The sequence below is a fragment of the Dyadobacter sp. BE31 genome (assembly GCF_031457695.1).
In the GTDB taxonomy this organism is placed as follows: domain Bacteria; phylum Bacteroidota; class Bacteroidia; order Cytophagales; family Spirosomataceae; genus Dyadobacter.
Genome location: NZ_JAVDXA010000002.1, coordinates 248,661 through 267,485, shown reverse-complemented (window position 1 = coordinate 267,485; position 18,825 = coordinate 248,661). Strand labels below are relative to the sequence as shown.

Annotated in this window: 12 protein-coding genes; 8 read left to right on the top strand and 4 right to left on the bottom strand. The window is 51.0% G+C overall.

All coding sequences use genetic code 11. The features are described 5' to 3' along the window. Positions 1 to 56: 56 nt before the first annotated feature. The 5 genes from J2Y43_RS10030 to J2Y43_RS10010 all read left to right on the top strand — a co-directional run bounded on the left by J2Y43_RS10030 (position 57) and on the right by J2Y43_RS10010 (position 5,635). Positions 57 to 965, top strand: a complete 909-nt coding sequence (locus J2Y43_RS10030) for a hypothetical protein (RefSeq protein WP_309982052.1) — start codon at positions 57 to 59, stop codon at positions 963 to 965. Beyond that, the gene (locus tag J2Y43_RS10025) at positions 952 to 1,344 is read left to right on the top strand and encodes a hypothetical protein (RefSeq protein WP_309982051.1); all 393 of its coding nucleotides are present in this window, start codon (positions 952 to 954) and stop codon (positions 1,342 to 1,344) included. The genes J2Y43_RS10030 and J2Y43_RS10025 overlap by 14 nt, the downstream gene beginning before the upstream one ends. Before the next feature lie 61 nt (positions 1,345 to 1,405). Continuing rightward, positions 1,406 to 2,224, top strand: coding sequence for a GLPGLI family protein (locus tag J2Y43_RS10020; RefSeq protein WP_309982050.1), 819 nt, complete (start codon positions 1,406 to 1,408; stop codon positions 2,222 to 2,224). Further along, on the top strand, positions 2,221 to 4,860 hold the full coding sequence (locus J2Y43_RS10015; RefSeq protein ID WP_309982049.1) for a carboxypeptidase-like regulatory domain-containing protein: 2,640 nt from the start codon (positions 2,221 to 2,223) through the stop codon (positions 4,858 to 4,860). Before J2Y43_RS10020 ends, J2Y43_RS10015 begins: the two co-directional genes overlap by 4 nt. A 355-nt stretch (positions 4,861 to 5,215) precedes the next feature. Beyond that, complete coding sequence (locus J2Y43_RS10010; RefSeq protein ID WP_309982048.1) at positions 5,216 to 5,635, top strand: hypothetical protein; 420 nt, start codon at positions 5,216 to 5,218, stop codon at positions 5,633 to 5,635. Between the two features lie 24 nt (positions 5,636 to 5,659). Here the strand turns inward: J2Y43_RS10010 and J2Y43_RS10005 are convergent, their stop codons facing one another. The 4 genes from J2Y43_RS10005 to J2Y43_RS09990 form a co-directional block, all read right to left on the bottom strand. Beyond that, positions 5,660 to 6,871 carry an MFS transporter gene (locus J2Y43_RS10005; protein ID WP_309982047.1) on the bottom strand — a complete coding sequence of 404 codons (1,212 nt, stop codon included), beginning with the start codon at positions 6,869 to 6,871 and terminating at the stop codon, positions 5,660 to 5,662. Positions 6,872 to 6,899: 28 nt separating this feature from the next. Then, positions 6,900 to 7,559, bottom strand: a complete 660-nt coding sequence (locus J2Y43_RS10000) for a FadR/GntR family transcriptional regulator (protein WP_309982046.1) — start codon at positions 7,557 to 7,559, stop codon at positions 6,900 to 6,902. Between the two features lie 170 nt (positions 7,560 to 7,729). Continuing rightward, positions 7,730 to 11,788 carry a polysaccharide lyase family 8 super-sandwich domain-containing protein gene (locus tag J2Y43_RS09995; RefSeq protein WP_309982045.1) on the bottom strand — a complete coding sequence of 1,353 codons (4,059 nt, stop codon included), beginning with the start codon at positions 11,786 to 11,788 and terminating at the stop codon, positions 7,730 to 7,732. Positions 11,789 to 12,062: 274 nt separating this feature from the next. Next, a complete protein-coding gene (locus J2Y43_RS09990; RefSeq protein ID WP_309982044.1) occupies positions 12,063 to 13,076 on the bottom strand; it encodes a LacI family DNA-binding transcriptional regulator in 1,014 nt (337 codons plus the stop codon). Between the two features lie 129 nt (positions 13,077 to 13,205). Between J2Y43_RS09990 and J2Y43_RS09985 the strand changes: the two genes are divergently transcribed. From J2Y43_RS09985 to J2Y43_RS09975, 3 genes are all read left to right on the top strand, one after another. After that, a complete protein-coding gene (locus tag J2Y43_RS09985; protein ID WP_309982043.1) occupies positions 13,206 to 13,799 on the top strand; it encodes a sigma-70 family RNA polymerase sigma factor in 594 nt (197 codons plus the stop codon). Between the two features lie 109 nt (positions 13,800 to 13,908). Then, a complete protein-coding gene (locus J2Y43_RS09980; RefSeq protein ID WP_309982042.1) occupies positions 13,909 to 14,952 on the top strand; it encodes a FecR domain-containing protein in 1,044 nt (347 codons plus the stop codon). Positions 14,953 to 15,183: 231 nt separating this feature from the next. Continuing rightward, positions 15,184 to 18,825, top strand: a complete 3,642-nt coding sequence (locus J2Y43_RS09975) for a TonB-dependent receptor (protein ID WP_309982041.1) — start codon at positions 15,184 to 15,186, stop codon at positions 18,823 to 18,825.

The window sequence follows — 18,825 nt, the reverse complement described above, 5'->3', positions numbered from 1 at the left end:
ACAACGGTTACACGATTTTTCGTGTCTTTTAAGGCGTTGTATTCAGATCGTTCGCTATGAAAAAGCTTTATTACCTGGCCATCATCATGCATTTTCTGGTTGGTTGTAAAAACAAGGAAATAGAAGCCTTTCAAGGACCGCCCGGACCCAATGAAGGCGATACGAGCATTTACAACACAGATCACTACCGGTTGACTAAAATCCTCAATTTCAGCAAATCGGATTCCAAGGAGCCTGGCGGGCACGTGCTCTTCACCTACGACACTGAGGGAAACCTCACGCGCGAGGCTATGTACAGCGCCCCCGACCAGCTCTCGACCTACAAGGAATATACCTACCGTAACGGCCGGATGGCGACCCAAAAAGTGTATGACGGCGTCGTAAACAGCCTAACTTTGGCAAGAACGATCACCTATACCTACGAGGGTGGGCTGCTCACGCGGGAAGAAGCGGTGGACGCCGGCGGTACATCGTTGCAATCGATCCATTATGAGTATACCAACCGAAAACTCGCCGAAACTTATACCTGGTCGCAATCACTAGGCAAGCATCATCACTATAAATACACTTTTGACGGCCGCGGAAATGTTGCCAAAATGCAGGTGTATATGTATAACAACGAGCTGTCGAACACCGAGAACTACACCTACGATAACCAGAACCGCCTGATCAGGACAGAGCGGTTCGATCATCGGAATGCGCTCGAATTGATTACCATTACCGAATACACGGGCAACAATTCCCTGCCGTCGTCAGAAATATATCAGAACGCAGACGGCAATGTGAGATCCGGACGAACCTATGAGTTCGATGTCGCCGGCAACCAGATCCGGACTTTGATGGGCACCAATGTGGCGAGTAAGAGAAAATATTATGGGAAACTGCTTCGGGAGGAAATACTGTACTCGCCTACCTGGGGCTTCACTGAAATGGGTATGATCCGCTATGAATATGAAAAAAAATAGCCTGCTGACGGCAGTCGCAGTTCTGGCATTGCTTAGCTGCGACAAGGATAAAACAGAACCGGCGTCGGGCACCCAATGCATCCCGGCCGTTTACCTCACACAATACTGTCCGACCAAAACCGAAACACATCTGGTCCGGCTCCTGAAACCGACATCGTACGCCACGAGGCTAAGCAGCGACAGCCAGGGCGAATTCTACGTGGCAGCAGTCATAAACCTTCCGAAATCGCTGATAAAACGGGACACAGTTTTCCAATTACAGTTTCACTACGACCCCGAGGCCGAACGACAAAACAAGGCCACCGGCTACTGCAATGCCAATATCGCACCGGCGAAAATGGTTGTTTACGATGGCGTGAGTGGAGTTGAATGTCCGTAAACAAAGGGTAAACTATAAGTAAATTATAATATATTCATACTTAAAACATAAAGTATCTGATATGTTACGATTTGCTTGTGTCGCATTCCTGATGTTGGCCTGTGAATTTGCGTTAGGCCAGGATAAAGTATCACCCATCGTTTCTTACGACATCACGTGTACTTTCCAGTTGACATTTTATCCAGATAGCACAAGTACCGTTCCCAAAACGGAATCGTTTTTTCTTTTCATCAATCAGGAGCAATCCCTTTTCAAAAGCCAAAACAGGTATTTGCAGGATTCGGCCATCTCGGCGAGCGTCGACGGTGCGGACCGCCATAACCTGATTGCATTTCTACAACAGCATAGGACGGATTTCGACTTCAACATTGTCAAACACGGCTGCAATGCGATCCAAACAACAGACCGGGTTTATCACGATTACTTTTCGTACACCGAAACTCAGGGCCATTTGCAATGGGCTTTAACGCCAGACACCGCGACGGTTGCCGGCTATCCTGCACAACGGGCCACCACGGAATTTGGCGGGAGGACATGGGAAGCCTGGTTCACGGAAGCGGTGCCGGTCAGCGAAGGACCATACAAGTTTTGCGGACTGCCCGGCATGATAATCCGCCTCACGGATTCCAAAAAACAATACAACTTTGTTTTAAATGGCTTGAAGCAGTCGCGGCGCGAAATGCGCAACACAACACCGCTCAAAGTCACTAAAACGGACAAACGGACATTTTTCAGGAAACGCGACGAATACCGTGCAAACCCCATCGGCGTTGCCGAACAATCCGGCGTAGTTTTCACATCGGGCCGAAGCGAAGTAGCCCAACGAGTGCAGCAAAAGATCAAATCCGACAACAACCCGATTGAGTTCTTTACCCATTGAAAATCGGAATAGCCAGGCGACTCATCTCAGCCCTCGTTCTTTTTATTCAGATCGGGTGCTATAACTCCTACGCCCAAACCACCATATCGGGCAAGGTAATAGACGAGCGTGGCACGCCTATTCCGAATGCGAACATCGCAATCGTCAACAAAAACAACACGGTATCCGCATTCACATTCAGCGGTAATGACGGGAATTTTATCTTGAAAACACCCCTCGCCGTCGATACGCTGGCAATAAAAGCGACGCGCCTGGGTTTCGAGGCGGGGCTATTCCTGCTTCCCAACAAATCACAGTTTACACAGTTGGTTTTAAAAGAAAGCGCATTAAAACTACAAGAACTCACAGTCAAAGCACCACCTATTATTTTGCGAAAAGATACGATCGATTATCAGGTCAGTGCCTTTCAGGCAGAAGGCGACCGGACGATCGCCGACGTTATCAAACGCATGCCCGGGATAGAGATCAAGGAAAATGGCCAAATTCTTTACCAGGGAAATCCGATTGATAAATACTATATCAACGGCCTCGACCTGTTGGAAGGCCGATACAATCTTGCCAACGAGAACCTGCCGGCCGACGCCGTCAGGAAAGTGCAGGTGATGGAGAACGACCAACCGATCAAAATTTTAAAATCAAAAGTGTTTTCGGAGAAAACTTCACTAAACATTCAGTTGAAAAAGGTCACTACAACGGGAAGTGCCAAGTTGGGCGTCGGATTGAGCCCGGCCCTCTGGGATGTGAATGTAACCCCCATGGTATTCAACCGAAGCTTCCAGGCGATTGCCAGTGTGCAAACCAACAATGCCGGAACAGACCTTTCCAGACAACTGGATGTCCTGACAAAATCGTCGCAAGCAAAGATGCCGACTCCGGTGCTGAGCATCCAATCGTTGAGTACGCCCGGCATCAGCACGGATCGGTGGCTCGACAACAGATCTCACCTCGCCTCATTGAACCTGATCAAAAAAACCAGGAACCAAACCGAACTGAAACTAGGCCTGGGGATACGGGACGAGATGCAGCGACAAGCGGGAAGGAACTATACGCGACTGCTGACACCCGGCGGTATTGTCGAAATCGACGAACGGATCACGAACCGCGCCGACACAAAGGCACTCAATGCCAACCTGGTCATTGAAAAAAATACCGAACGGCTCTTTCTGAAAAACAATATCAGCGGACAATTCGGGCAAATAGATGGCGGCGGTAAATTAAGCCGGAATCTGCTTCAAACAGAGCAGCAATTGACGGCCGAACAAATGCAGCTACAAAACAGTCTTTCTATCATTACACATGTTGGCAAGCAACTGTTAAACATTAACTCCCAAACGATTTACAACCGCAGGCCCGAAGCGCTGGCTGTTCGTCCCGGCGTTTTTCCCGACCTGTTTAATGCGGGCAAAAATTTCCAATCAATCACACAAGATATCTTTACAGCGGAATTTGATACCAGAAACTCCGTCAGCTTTACCAGGCAATTTGCACGAATCGCATTTACGCCGATGGCTGGATTGAATTTCCAAAATCATCAATTCGAAAGCGCGATAAGCACCAAAACCGGCGACAGCACACGGACACACGGCAATGCATTTCGAAACGATTTGAAGTACCTGCATCTGAATCCGTTTGCACAACTAAGCGGCTACTACGAATCCTCAAAATGGCAGGTAGAACTCAATGTACCGTTCAGAATGCATGCATTCGGGATCTCAGATTTCACACAAAATAGCCATCAAAAGCAGACGCAACTCGCATTCGAGCCTTCGCTGACAGCAAGGTACCGGGCCACGGAATATACGGACTTCACATCTGCCGTGAGCTATTCATACGACTTCGGAAACCCGTCGCAAGTGTACAGCGGCTTCATTCTGAGGTCGTACAGAAATGTACAGAAAGCCCAAGGAGCCATTCCGGTAAACAGGATTCTGCTGGGCAGGATCGGAATTAACTATAAAAACCCGCTTTCGCTGATTTTTATAAATCTGGCAGGTTCGGTGATGCGGATCAACAACAACTTGCAATACCGCACCGGCATTGATTCGACGGGTGCTGCGGAACTTACTTTTGTGCTGAACAACAACACCCAGCTTTCGCGAAACGTCCATTTAGGTATCGGCAAGTATTTTGGTGGGATCAAAACTTCCCTTAAACTGAACGGCGACGCTGGATTGACCCGTTCCGAACAGATCGTGACCGACCGCCAGGTACCGGTTCGAAACAGGAACTATCGCGTGGGATTGTCGGGCTCGACATTATTCACGAGTTATCTAGGCGTGGAACTTTCGGGAAGTACCCACTTTTTTCAAAATCGTGTCGCCGATCAGCGCCAAAAAACGTCGGGCATTTCGCAGCTGCTGTTGGGCATCGACATTTATCCGGGTAAGGCTCATGCATTGCGATTGGACACGGAACGCTATGCCACGCGGGGAAGCGCAAGTCAAAATCAACTTTATCTGAACTTTCGTTACCGTTATACTTTTGGAAAAAGGAAAATCGATCTCGAAATCAGGGGAACGAATCTGACGAATGCGCAAAACTATTTGTCGATTGTAAATTCCGCATTCACAATAGCTGAAAGCGGCTTTCAGCTCCGGCCACGGCAGGTAACGACCGGCGTAAGAATTCCTTTTTAACATTGAAATGGCTTTTTACTACGGGTTAAAATAGTTTTATCAGCCAGAGATTGTTCAATATTTTAGCGGTTATACATTATCTTGACGCACGTTTCGTAGATAGAAAATCAATTCTAGAAAATGCAAAAAATTTACATAAACACAGCTCGCGTCATAGTGTTGATTGCGATCGCGGCAATACTCCTATTACTCGTACAGTTTAAATTGCAACACTGGAAAATAGGCCCGGCTTTGTATGTGGTTCTTGGTGTTCTTGTTGCGATTGTAATGGGAGACATTTATTGGAACAAGGTTAAGAAATGAGATTCGTTGAGTTTGGTCAGCACACGAAGACCTGCGTAGCCCTCCCGAATTTATGATTCAGAAAATCTTAAAGGGCTTCGTCCTCGGCTTACTGCTATTTGTATTCGCTGGGTATTTATGGTATCTGATTCGAAGAGATCATAGCCGAATATTATATGTCAAAACATGTGACCACGCAGGCGGACAAGGTCTAAAAGCACTGAGCAAATTCGTTAAAGGCGGCTGGCTACACCTTGGGCGTCACGAGATACAGGTGTTTTCTTATGGCTCATGTATGTTTTTCCAATTCGACGAAAATCGCGGCACATTGTTCTATGGTGTGGAATTAACAAGCGGATATATTGGTGCTGTAACCATGACATTGACAGAACTTCATCAATTGGCAGATTCAATACCTGCAAATACGGGTTTTGAAAAGACCCTGGACTACCTTTCGGTTTATCCAAGGGTGGCTCCGTCATCCGAATTCTGACAAGAAAGTGCTAATCAGCTGCCATCACCCATTTTTAAGTTTCGGCAAAAGGCCGGTGATAATGCCGATCAGCGGCAAAAATGCGCAAAGCTGGAACACGTACTCGATACTTGTATGGTCGGCCAGGTTACCTAGCATGGCCGAACCGAGTCCTCCCATACCGAAAGACAATCCGAAAAATAATCCGCCGATCAGTCCGACTTTTCCGGGCACGAGTTCCTGGGCGTAGACAACAATTGCAGAAAAGGCTGATGAAATGATCAGTCCGATGCAAACCGCAAGAATGGTGGTCCAAAACAAATTGGCATACGGCAGCAGCATGGTGAATGGAGCGGCACCCAGGATCGAAGCCCAGATCACATATTTTCGCCCGAACCGGTCCCCGATCGGCCCGCCGGCAACGGTGCCGATTGCAACGGCCGAGGAGAAAATAAATAGCTGAATTTGAGACTCCTGAATACTCAACCCAAATTTATTCATGAGAAAAAAAGTATAGTAACTGGTCATGCCCGCCAGGTATACATACTTGGAAAAAATCAGGATAAGCAAGATAACCAAAGAGAAAACCACCTTGTTCTGACCCAGCGAAGTGTGCGCTGCAGAAGCCGTTTTGGCCGTTTTCTGTGATGCACTACCCTTGTACCATTTCCCGATGTGGATCGCCAGCATCACGCCCATAATCGCCGCCACCGAAAACCACATAATGCCATGCTGCCCGAAAGGCGCCACTAGCAACGCCGCCAGCAACGGTCCCAGGGCGCTGCCGCTATTGCCGCCGAGCTGGAAAAACGACTGGGCAAACCCTCGTTTGCCGCCGGAAGCCAAATGCGCAATACGTGACGACTCCGGGTGAAAAATCGATGAGCCGATACCGATCAGGCCCACAGCGATTAATACGAGCCCGAAGGAATCCGCCCAGGCCAGCGACAGTATCCCGATCAGCGAAAAGCCCATACCCACGGCGATCGAGAAGGGTTTCGGGTTTTTATCTGTATAAAGGCCCACAAATGGCTGCAAAAGGGAAGCCGTAATTTGATAACACAGTGTCACCAGGCCGATCTGGGCGAAACTCAGGTGAAAATCAACTTTAAGCAAAGGGTAAATGGACGCGATGACCGCCTGCATGGTATCATTCAATAAATGCGCGAAACTGATCGCGAAAAGGATCGGATACACGGTTTTGGCAGGCGGCAGAGCGGATGCAGGCGTTTGCCCGACGGCAGAACTATTCATCATATCATCTGATGTTTAATGTTAAAAAAATTTAATGCCTCAAAATTTCCCTGGCGCAGCGCAATGCTTGCTCTTCGTTACCATCTTTAATGCTTAGGAACAGGGATTTATGCAAATCGTTAGTCTGAATGAATGAGCTGGTATCGGGATAAATTTGCAAAAACCAGCTTTTCAATCGGGACGAAAATGCGTAGTACATATCGGCCAGAATCTCGTTCCCGGATGCCCTGGCGATGCTTACGTGGAAATTAATATCTGCCTGAATACACTCTTCGATCTTCGCCTGCTGGGCAGCCTGAATTCGCTGGTTCAGGAAACCTTCTATTTCTTCGAGCTGCTTGGGAGTGCGGTTGAGTGCTGCCTTTTGCGCAATTTTGACTTCCAGCAGCTGCCTTACTTCATCAATATCTTTCGCCGCCGCCCGGTTCAATCGCTGATGTAAAGTCTCATTTTCTTCCACAAATTCATTGATGAATGTCCCCAACCCTTGCTGCACACGCAACAAGCCGGAGTTCGCCAGCATCCTGACTGCCTCACGAATGGACGACCGCCCTACCCCGTATTGCTTCATCAATTCGGGCTCGGTGGGCAGCCGCTGCCCGGCCACATAGTGTCCCGCCCGGATATAGGCCTTGATCTGGTTCGCTACCTCGTCGGCTAATGATCGTTTATGTATCGGCGTATTCATCATATCATCTGACGACAAAGATAGATAGCATTTCTAAACAAATCCCTGTCAGGAAGAAAAAAATCAGAAATACGCCGGTAACCAACGGAAAGTCGGACCTCCCAAAAGAGGCCCGACTTCATTAATCAGCATTCCTTTCCGTGCGAAACTACCCTGGCTCTGTTAAACAGGTCTCAATACTTGATAATTTTCTTCACGGTAATCTGCTTCCCATTCCGGATGTTTACCAGATACACACCGGCTGCAAGCCCTTTAAGCGACACCTCCTGCTTTGCGGAAGCGAGACGAGCAGCTCGAACCACCTCTCCGCGTGCATTGTACAGCGTGATCGCGGCATTGGCTTCCAGTTTCGGCACCGTGATATAGAACTTTTCGGGCGCGGGGTTAGGATAAACCGCAATGCTCGAAGCAAGCTTGATCTCCTCGTCGGCGGGCATTCCCAGGCGCGCGCCGCTACCGCAGGAACCCAGGCTATCCCCGTGCCCCAAATGGGCCTGCACAGCGGACGCTGCCACGCAGATGGTCTTGTTGTTATGACAAATCATTACTTTATCACTGTCGTTGCCGCATCGCACATCTACCACACTCATGCTCACGGATGCCGTTGCCTGGCATACACCGGCGTAAGAAACCGTGGCGGTGTAGGTGCCTGCTTGTGAAACCGATATGGCCTGCGTCTGCTGGCCGGTGTCCCAGCTGTATGTGTAACCTTCCGCACCGGTAGCCGTCGCTGTGGTGGTGAGTGACGTTGGCCCGTAGCCAAGGTAAATGGTGTTTTTCATATCCACCGCAGGGTTCATCGCGTACACGTCGGCGATGGTTACCTGCACCGGGGCGCATACGGCCGTTAACGTCACCTCCACCGGGAAGCCGTCCGCAAGCACGAAATCAATGATGGTGCCCGTAGAATCGGCAGATACAATGGTGGCGTTCGGGTCGCCGGAGAGGGTCCATTGGTAACGCAGTTTTAACCTCACCGTCTTAGGCGTCGAAGGCGAAGCGCCCATATCGGGGTTGCTGATTGACAGCAGGGTCTGGCCGTAACCATTGTTCACGCTGCGGTACATGACAAGGCAAGGCGTGTCATTGGACGCCACCATACCGCTGTCGATCGATGCATTGGCCAGCGGCAGCGCGTAAGCCCAAGTTTTGGAGGATTTATGCTCGATAATCTGCGCCGCGGGCGTGTTTGCATGAACGGTGAACGGCCTTGTCTGCTCATTTTGCATCGCGAGGCTGAATTGCGCCATTCTCGCCGTATCCGAAGCGGGAAGACAGACAAACTGATAGGCATTATCAACCGGCGCGGTGCCGTGATCCAGGTAGGCCAAGCGGTACTGATTGGACCCATTCGTGGCGATGAGCGAATCGGACGGAAACTCCTGGTTCTGGTACGGGCTCTGTTGCAGCGAGTTTCTGATTTTGAGCGTTCCCGAACCCGGTAAGATATAGTACCCGGTTTTATAATTATCCAGCACCCAGTTTGGCCCCGAACCCGCAAATGACTCGGCACTCTGGCTGGACTTAACAGCCCCATTGACAAACAAATCATTGGAATTGTTATTCAATCTTTGGGACAATGTGGTCACCGTAGGATGGTTTGCATCATTGTTTTTGATTCCGCTACCCAGACAAATGATGTAGTCGTCGATGGCAAAGTAGGTTTTTGTAAACTCAAAAGTTGCATTATGCGTAGGCGGCCCGTAAGTCGTTCCGAAGCCCAGGTCGCCGCGCTCTTTAAACCGCATGGCAAATAGCCCGCTCTCTCCCATCGTTTTGGAAAGCACCGGTTTGCCCGCTTGTTTCAACACCAGCGAGCCGGCGAAACTATATGTATTAAGCTCGTCGACGCGGCTCTTTTCGGCCCCCAGGCTATCCCATGGCAGGACGATCGTCGTCGTGCCCGGATTGAAGTTCCAATCCCACCCTATCAGGTCGAATCCGTTGCCGGTAACCGTGTTCCCCGGGTAGGCGATATCCAGCGTGCCATAGCTCTGGTACCTGCCGAACCGGTTCTGTTTGATGTAAATTTCAGCTCCAAACAACTCCCTGGAAAACCCTCGGGACGTTGCCACCCAGTTGTTTTTCCTGTAAACACCCAGGTTTCCGTAGTTAAACTGAATATACCCTTCCTCGAAAGGCGTAACGGTATTCAAATTGAAATCACTGTTAACCCCGTACTTCCGGTTGTAATTACCTGCCAGGATCGGGTCGGCGGTGGATAGCCCCATTATCTTACCGCCCGAAATCGCCAGTTTAGCCAGCGTAGCCGGCGCCAGCGTGGTCGTTCTCGTTTGCGGGTTCCTTCCGGTCATGGAAAGCGGGATAATGCCCGAATCGCTGCTGTAAATGGCTTGTGCATAAATGGCATCCCGAAAACGGGTATACGAAGCCAGATCAATCTGAAAAACAGTATTTTCCAACGATTTAATTACCGTTGCAGCAGTACTGAATGCATACATATAGCCATCGTACGCCGACCCGTGATGGTAGCCTGAACCATCCTTTTTCAATCCGTCGGCTTTCCCATTGGTATGGATCACGAAGCGCTCCAAAAACCTTTTGATCGTTTTTAAATATCTGATTTTCTCATCGTTCGTATCGAACCAGTCGGCGTATGCGAACAGCACGTCCAGATCGAGGTAAATGACGTCGGTATTAATGGCCCCCTTCGTTGCGGTGGTCGCAAAATCGTAGTTTGCATCGAAGATGTATTGAAACAGCGCCGTTTCAGTCGAAAGGGTGTTGCCAAATAGGGCTTTTACTTTGGGAGACAGGTAGTCGTTCAGGAAAATGGCAGGCCGCGAAAACCTGGGAAAGTTGTAAAAAGTAAGGGCCGCATTGGTGTTGTTGCAGTTTTGTTTTGCCAGGTACCAAACGGCATTAGAAGCTTTATGGCCGACGATCGTATCCGCCGGATTGAATTTGAGATAGCGGGCAAATGTAGCCAGAAATGCAAACTGACTTGGAGCAGTGACCGGCGTACCGGTAATGTCGGTGCCCGAAGCCTGGATATTCAGCAAATCGTATTGCGCCAATGCCGCATTTACTTCCTCGGTCGTGGGTGGTACCGCGGTATACAATTGCTCGAACAAGCTGTTCCGGATCGTTTTCAGGTCGTTAATTTCAGTCGGGGTAGCGGTCGTGAGGGGAAGGTCAAAGCTGAAATCCGGTTTGCAGATCGGCAGCATATTGGTAAACACCGAATTGACCTTCAAATAATCGATCGCCACGACGCGTACCGGATTCAGGTCGTCTTTCCGCACAAACCGCACCGCGATTTGGTCGCCCACGCTCGCCTGCGTGAAGTAATAGGTCAATGAGGCCGCGAATACCGGCGCCACGGTACCTGCCGCAACACCCGTTACACCTAATGTTGCGGTCTCGGCCAGCACGGCGTCATCCGTCACATTATACACCTGCATTCTAAAATTGGTATAGGAAGTCGAATTGGCATAATACTTTATCTCGAGGGCCAGTTTTTCGTACTCCACGGGCGTACCTCCCAACAGGTACTGTATCCCTTGCAGGGCGGGCGTATTCGCCGTGCCTTTGATCTGCAAAGCACCGTCGCCGAGGCCATCCCCATTATCCTGGTCGTTTTTAACAATGGCCGCTACCGGGTTGGCATTCTCAATTCTTGACCAGTTGAAATTCTCCTCGTCAATCACGAGATGCCCCGCCACAACCGGGGGAGTCATGCCGGCAAATTTCGTGTTGATTTTCAAGTAATCGATACCCGCAGAACGTACCGGATTCAGGTCGTCGGACCGGAGGAACCGCACCGTTATCTGGTCGCCGACGCTTGCCGAGGTGAAGGTATAAGACAATGTACCTGTTCCGACAACGCCCGTTGCGGTCGTCAGATCGGCCGTTTGCGCCAGCACAACGTTATCCGTATTGTTGTACACCTGCATTTTGAATTTCACGAACGAAGCACCTATCTGGTAATATTTAGTTTCCAGATTCAGCTGTTGCCCCAGTGCCGCGGTCCCGCCCAACTGATATTGGATACCTTGCATCGCAGGTGTGTTCGCGGTCGTTTTTAGCACCATGGCCCCGTCCGCAACACCGTCTCCATTATCCGCATCGCTGGTAACGAGCGGCGCAACCGGCTCCGCACTCTCGATCCGCGACCAATTAAAATGGGTAGAATCCATGTAAACCTGGGCGAAGGCCCCCGAGGCTAACAATATGGAAAAGGCAAAAAGCAGTACAATTCTTCGCTTCATATTCATTTAGGTTTAAGGTTAGCAACAGCAATCGAGTTTACCAGGTATGCGCAAAAGGAATAGCTTGATCAGGGAATGAGCCGGGATTGGAAATACGCGCGGAAGACGGCAGCGGCATCATAACACCTCTAATTAAGTGATATCATGCAGGCAATGAAAGTGTTGCCGAACAACAAGAGCACATTAACCGCGATAAACCCGTTACGCAACCGGTTGCGTAGCCTGAGCAACCGGTTGCGCAAAATCGGGTACTTGCAGGGGGCCAGGGGCTCCGCTACTGCCAGACTTTAAGGTGAGATTCGATGATTACGCTCTCATATCCATCCGAACCCGGCATTGCGCCCGACTGAATGCTCCTGATCAGCATCTCGGCCGCCTTTTGCCCGATTTCAAAGGGATGCTGCTCGACAGACACCAGCGGCGGCTGTTCGAGGTACATATTCATAGGTAAATTGGCGAAGCTCGCAAACGAAATATCCTTGTTGACGATCACCCCGTGACTCCGGCATATCCGCATCGCGTCCAGGGCAACATAGTCGTTGAAGGTTAATACAGCATCCGGCCGGTGATCCAGCGCCAGCAGTTGCGCCATTTTCTTCGCCGTATCTTCCGGCGTCAGGTCAACCCGCTTAATCAGGATACTCTCCACAGGCAAATCCTTCTCTACCAATGCCGTAATGTACCCTTCGTACCGGTCGTCGCAGGCGACGAGCGTCGGCGGGCCATTCAACAGGGCAATGCGCCTGAAACCCTGTGCAGCCAGCCAGTTCGTGGCCTGGTAGGCCCCGTTTTTCACATCACACCCGACCTGGTGCGTTTTGATGCCTGGCGGAATGCGGTCGAACAATACCACGGGTATTTGCTGGGCAATCACGTCGTGAACGTGCTGAAAACTTTGTGACTCCTTGGCGGCCGAAAGCAGAATCCCCTCCACCCGGTTTGCCGTCAAAGCCGATAAAATCTGCTTTTCGCGTTCAAAAGAGTCGTGCGATTGGTACAATGCAACCAGATACTTCTCATCGAGCGCGATCGCATCAATGCCGTTAAGGGCCTCGGAAAAGAAATTCTCCTTGATTTCGGGCAGCACCACGCCTATGATGCCCGACTTCCCCGACCGAAAATTGAGCGCAGCAGCATTCGGGGAATATTTGAGCTGCCCGGCAAGCGCCTGAACACTTTCCCGGGTTTTCAAACCAATCCGGGGATTGTTCTGAAGAGCGCGGGAAACGGTAGAAACGGAAACCCGCAACTGGCGGGCAATTTCCTTAATCGTGACTAACTCCTTCATAAACAATGTTCTTCCTTGAAAACCGGACCGGCGTTTTTCCCAAAATAAAAGTAGCCCCGGTCAATCTATTTGAATAAATTTTATAAAAATTGTAATAGTTTTGCCTTAAAAACTACTTTTCCCCTCATCATGGCTACGCAGAAATCAGATAACGAGCGCGAAATGCTGCGCGAGCTAGCCGATGGGAGCGAATCAGCCTTTGTATGGATTTTCGATACTTATAGCCCCAAAGTCTACCGGCTCGCCTTGAAATTTCTGAACTCCCCGCACGCCGCGGAGGAAGTGGTGCAGGACGTTTTTATGGATGTATGGCTAAGACGAAAAAAAATGGCCGACGTCCTGAATTTTGGGGCCTACCTGCATGGGATGGCCAAAAAGCAGGTCTTTGACGCTTACCGCCGCAAATCTAACTTCATCGAGATGATCCGTGAAATCGGCTACCAGGAACAAGCCGATAATGCCACCGAACGGATGGTCCAGGAAGACGAGCGCGAAAAGCTGTTGCAGGAGGCTGTCCGAAGCCTGCCCGACCATCAGCGGAAAATCTTCCAACTGGCGAGAGAGGAAGGGCTCAGCCACGAGGCCATCGCCGAGCGGATGAACCTTTCGAGATTGGCCGTCAAGGCGCATATGAAGCGCATCCTGCGTTTTATCCGTACCCGGCTCGACCCTGTTTTAAAGGCCGAGACCTTCTTCTGGCTGCTGATTTTCGCAGTAAAATAATTTTTTTTAGAAAAAATTGCCCCCTACCGCTTTTTCGGGAGACATGTGAAATAGAGGGCCGCTCGCGGCTCCGACACAACCATATGTTAGAAGAAAAACGGATGCCCGCATGAGCGCTGACAACGATACAAATGCTCCCCACGATTTCAACCCATCGGGAATGGAACGGTTTGATTTCCTCATGACCAAATATCTGGCCGGGGATGCCTCCGACCCCGAAAAAGAGGAGCTCCGGCAATTGACCGAAAACGGTTATGAATTCCGTTTCCGGAAGTGGCTGGATGCGCATTCAGACACCGATTCGGCAGAAGTAAGCCTGCCCGAAAAGGCACGCGAGGAAATCCTAACCAACATCCTGGGCACCGCCCGCCCTCAGGCCAGACGCACTACCATGTGGTGGAGTTGGGCCGCGGCCGTGCTTTTGGCCCTGGGCGGCTTCATGTGGCTGACATTAAGAAACAGCCCGCCCGCTCATGTGAACATTACCCGCAACGAGCAACCTGTCCGGCAAGACGAGCCACAGGTCGTTCGGGGCAAACAATTTTTAATACTCCCCGACGGAAGTACGGTTCTCATGAACGAGCACGCCGAACTCACCTATTCGCCGGCGTCGTTTCATAAAGGGTCGCGCGACGTGACATTACGGGGAGAAGCCTATTTCGACATTGCCCATGATCCCGCGAAGCCCTTTCGCGTGAAGTCGGGCGCGGTCGTGACGCGGGTGCTCGGGACGGCATTTAATGTGAACATGCAGGAAAATAAAGTGGTTGTCACGGTTACCCGCGGATTGGTGGAAGTCGGAAGCACGCAGCGCGTGTATGCCAAGATCAAGCCCGACGAGCAGATTACCGTTAATACCCAAACAGAGCAATACAACATGGCTTTGGTAAGCGCTACCGAAGAAACTGCGTGGAAGGATGCCTACCTGGTGCTAGACAACATCGACCTCGAAAAAGCCGGCCAGCTCATCGGAGCGCATTATGGTGTGAAACTGACTTTTAATCGGGCGGAAGTCAAAAAATGCCGGATTACCGCCTCATTCATGCATCATGAAAACCTGGATACCGTCCTGATGGTGCTTACGAAAATGATCGGGGCTACTTATTCAATCGAAAACGGCAATGTCTCGATAGAAGGCGGTTCCTGTGATTAATGCAAATGCAACCTGAGCGTATCATTACTAAACCCTGAAAACGATGTCGTACGGAGCAGATCTTACGATTTTCCCCAGAGATGGCTGAGTGTCACCTCAATGCCCGAAAACACAAACCACATTCAAGCAAAAGCCCTTCGGCGGGAACCGAAAGGCTTTTTAACCCGCAAGTTAGGCGTAACAAACGGGTGTCGCTTTTAATAATTGGCTATCACTAAAAACGTCTGGTAAATGTACAAAAACTTTATCATCGGGGGAAGGTATGCACTTTCCAACCATCAGCCCGGTCTCCGATTTCTTATGCGCTTAGGTTTATCCTATATAATCATCGCAGTAAGCTGCATTCAGCTCATGGCAGCCCGGCCTTCCGAGGCCCAGCCGCTGGCTGAAATGCAGGTTACCATTCAGTTAAAAAACGAAGGTGTGCGGGACCTGTTCCGTAAAATCGAGAAGCAAACCCCGCTTCGCTTTGCCTTTATCGAAAACCAGGTCGACAGCGAGGCACGCTTTGTCGTCGGCAAGGGAACCTACCGGGTAACGGAGCTGCTCGACAAAATGCTCGGCTCGCTGCACTTAACGTATATGAACACCGGTAGCATGGTATATATCATTAAAAATCCGCAGAACGGGAAAGAAGCGAACGCGCCGGCAGGTAACACGGCCGATGATTTGCCGGAGCGGCGCCCCGAAACGAAAACCCTGCCCGTGAAAGGAAAAGTGACCGACGAGAAAGGAGAACCGCTCCCGGGCGTCAATGTCATCATCAAAGGCACGCAGCAAGGCACCACCTCCGACCGGGATGGAAATTTCAGTCTGGATGTACCCGATGAAAATGCGGTGCTGGTGTTTTCATTTGTGGGCTACGTGAGTAAGGAAATCCAGGCGATCGGGAACAAGACATTGGTCGAGGTTTCATTGAAAGTCGACGAGCGGAGCCTCGACGAAGTGGTGGTAGTGGGATATGGAACACAGAAAAAGGGGAACGTGATCGGCTCCGTGGCCACCATCAATGCGCAATCGGTTGAAAACAGATCGGCTTCGACATTATCTTCTTCACTGGCAGGATTAGCGGCGGGCGTGAACGTGCAAGCAACCACGGGCCGGCCGGGCGCGGACGGGTCCAGCATACGCATACGAGGCACGGGTACATTGAACAGCACCTCTCCATTGGTCGTGATCGACGGCGTGGTAGGCTCGATGGATGCCGTGAACCCGAATGACGTGGAAAGCATTTCGGTGCTCAAAGACGCGGCCACCGCGGCTATTTACGGTTCCCTTGCTTCCAATGGTGTTATCCTGATCACAACTAAAAAGGGTACCAAAGGCAAAACGTCTGTGAACTACACGGTGATGACCTCCCTCCCGCGCCCCAACAATGTGCCGGAGTTTGTGACCGATTATGCCCGGCATATGCGACTGGTCAACGAGGGTTTCAACAACCTGGGGCAGGCCTCGGTGTATTCCAATCCGACGATCGAAAAATGGGAAGCGGCCAAAGCCAACCCCGACGCATTAACCGACCAGGGCATTCCCAACAGTGTCGCTTATCCGAACACCAACTGGGGAAAGGTGCTGTTCGGAGAGCGCAGACTTTTACAAAACCATAACCTGACCCTCAACGGCGGCTCGGAAAATACGCAGTACCTGTTTTCGGTGGGTTACCTCAACAACCCCGGAACCATGCCCGAGACCGGTGCCGATAATGTACGGATGCGGATCAATCTGCAATCCAAAGTGGCCAAATTCCTGACCGTGGGCACGCAGACTTTCGGCGACCTCCAAAACACCAGCGTGGCCGACGTGGCCACCGCCTACTCCTATCTTACCCAGACCGTGCCGGGGGTGTATCCGGTTTACCAGGGCAAATATGGCTTTCCGGCAGCCGCAGAGGAATCTGCAACGGCCAACAACGCAATGGCCTGGCTGTACAGCCAGGGCGGCAACAATCGGGTAAGCCGGATTAATACCACATTGTTTGCGAAGCTGGACCTTTTCAAAGGATTGGAATTTGAGTCGAAAGTGCATTACAACCAGGGCTACACCGAGAACAATACACACCCGATCCCGTACGAAAAATGGAATTTCGCCACGAATACATTAAGTACCGCGGCGCAGCCTGCCGCCCAAATGACCACCCGGTACTCTTTGTATAAAAGCCGCAATCTGATCCTGGACAATGTGCTCCGGTACAACAGGGAATTTACCCATCACGAGGTAGGCGCGCTCGTGGGATACAACCAGCAGTATTTCAACCAATACAACTTCGACGCCTCCAAGCAAGGCCTCACGCATCCCGACCTGACCACGTTGAATTCGGGCACGACCATGACGGGCATTAACGGCGACGAAACGGATTACGGACTGAAATCGGTTTTCGGGCGGCTCAATTATTCGTTCAAGAAGCGGTACCTGGCTGAGGCGGTTTTCCGGTACGACGGATCCTCGCGTTTCGGGGAGTCGAGCCGGTGGGGCTTTTTCCCGGCCTTCTCGGCAGGCTGGCGCATATCGGAGGAAGCTTTTATGCAGCCGCTGACCGACATTTTCGACGATATCCGGATCAGGGCTTCGTGGGGACGGACCGGAAACAATGCAGCCGGCAACTATGATCATTTGCCTGCGTACGGCACGGTGAATTACTCCTTCAACAACACCGCAATTAAGGGCCTCGCCCAAACCAAAACCGGGAACCGCAACCTGAGATGGGAAACGACTACAACGACCAACGTCGGGCTCAGCGGTTTTGCGCTCCGGCGAAGGCTGAATTTTGAACTCGATTTGTACAAGGGCTTTACGGATGGGATCCTTTTCGCTCCCAATGTTCCGCTGATTGTCGGCACCGCCAGTCCGGCCACGATGAATATCGCCGAAGTGACCAAACGCGGTATAGAAATCAGCCTCGGATACCAGGACCGTATCAATGATTTCCAGTACTCGATATCGGGCAATTTCGCCTACAATACCAACCGGGTGGATACCTATAAAGGCCAGTTGCAGGAGGGATATGCGGATGTTTCGGGCAATCGCGTTTACCAATCCAATATCGGTACGGTGTCGACCGGCGGTACCGAGCGAATCTTGGAAGGCCATGCCATCAACGAGCTTTATTTGTACCCCGTTTACAAGGGTTCGGGTAACTACCGGCTCCCGGACGGCTCGCTGGATGTCAACGGGGGCCCGCGCGACGGGATGATCCGGACGGCGGAAGACCTCACCTGGCTGCGCGGGATGGTGGATGCAGGATACCGGTTCCAACCTGCGGACGGCATCGATCCTACCAAAATCTGGTACGGCGATTTGATCTACGCGGACACCAACGGCGACGGCATTTACGGAAACGTGTATGACCAGCAGTTTACCGGAAAACGCGCCACGCCCTCCATTAACTACGGGTTGACGCTCAACTTGTCTTACCGGGGCTTCGATCTTTCGATGATCTGGTCGGGCGCGGCCGGAATGCATTACTATTGGAACACGATTTACCTGAACCAGTCGATTGTAGCACAAGGAAAATCGGTACCGACACTGGTAGCGGACAACCATTATTACTACAATGAATCCAACGCCAGCGATCCAGCCAATAACCTGAGCGGGCATTACCCGAGGCTCAAAGGGGTTACGGACGCGCAGAACGGACGCACGAGTAACTATTATTTGTACAATGCATCCTTCGCCAAGCTCCGCAACCTCCAACTGGGCTACACCTTCCCGAGCCGGCTGACGAGCAAACTGGCTATGAGCAAACTGCGGGTTTACCTGGCAGGCGAAAACCTAATGACGCTCACGAAGTTTCCCGGACTGGATCCTGAAATCGGGCCTAACCCCAACTATCCAACCATGCGCCAGTTTTCGCTGGGGTTGAATGTTTCATTTTAA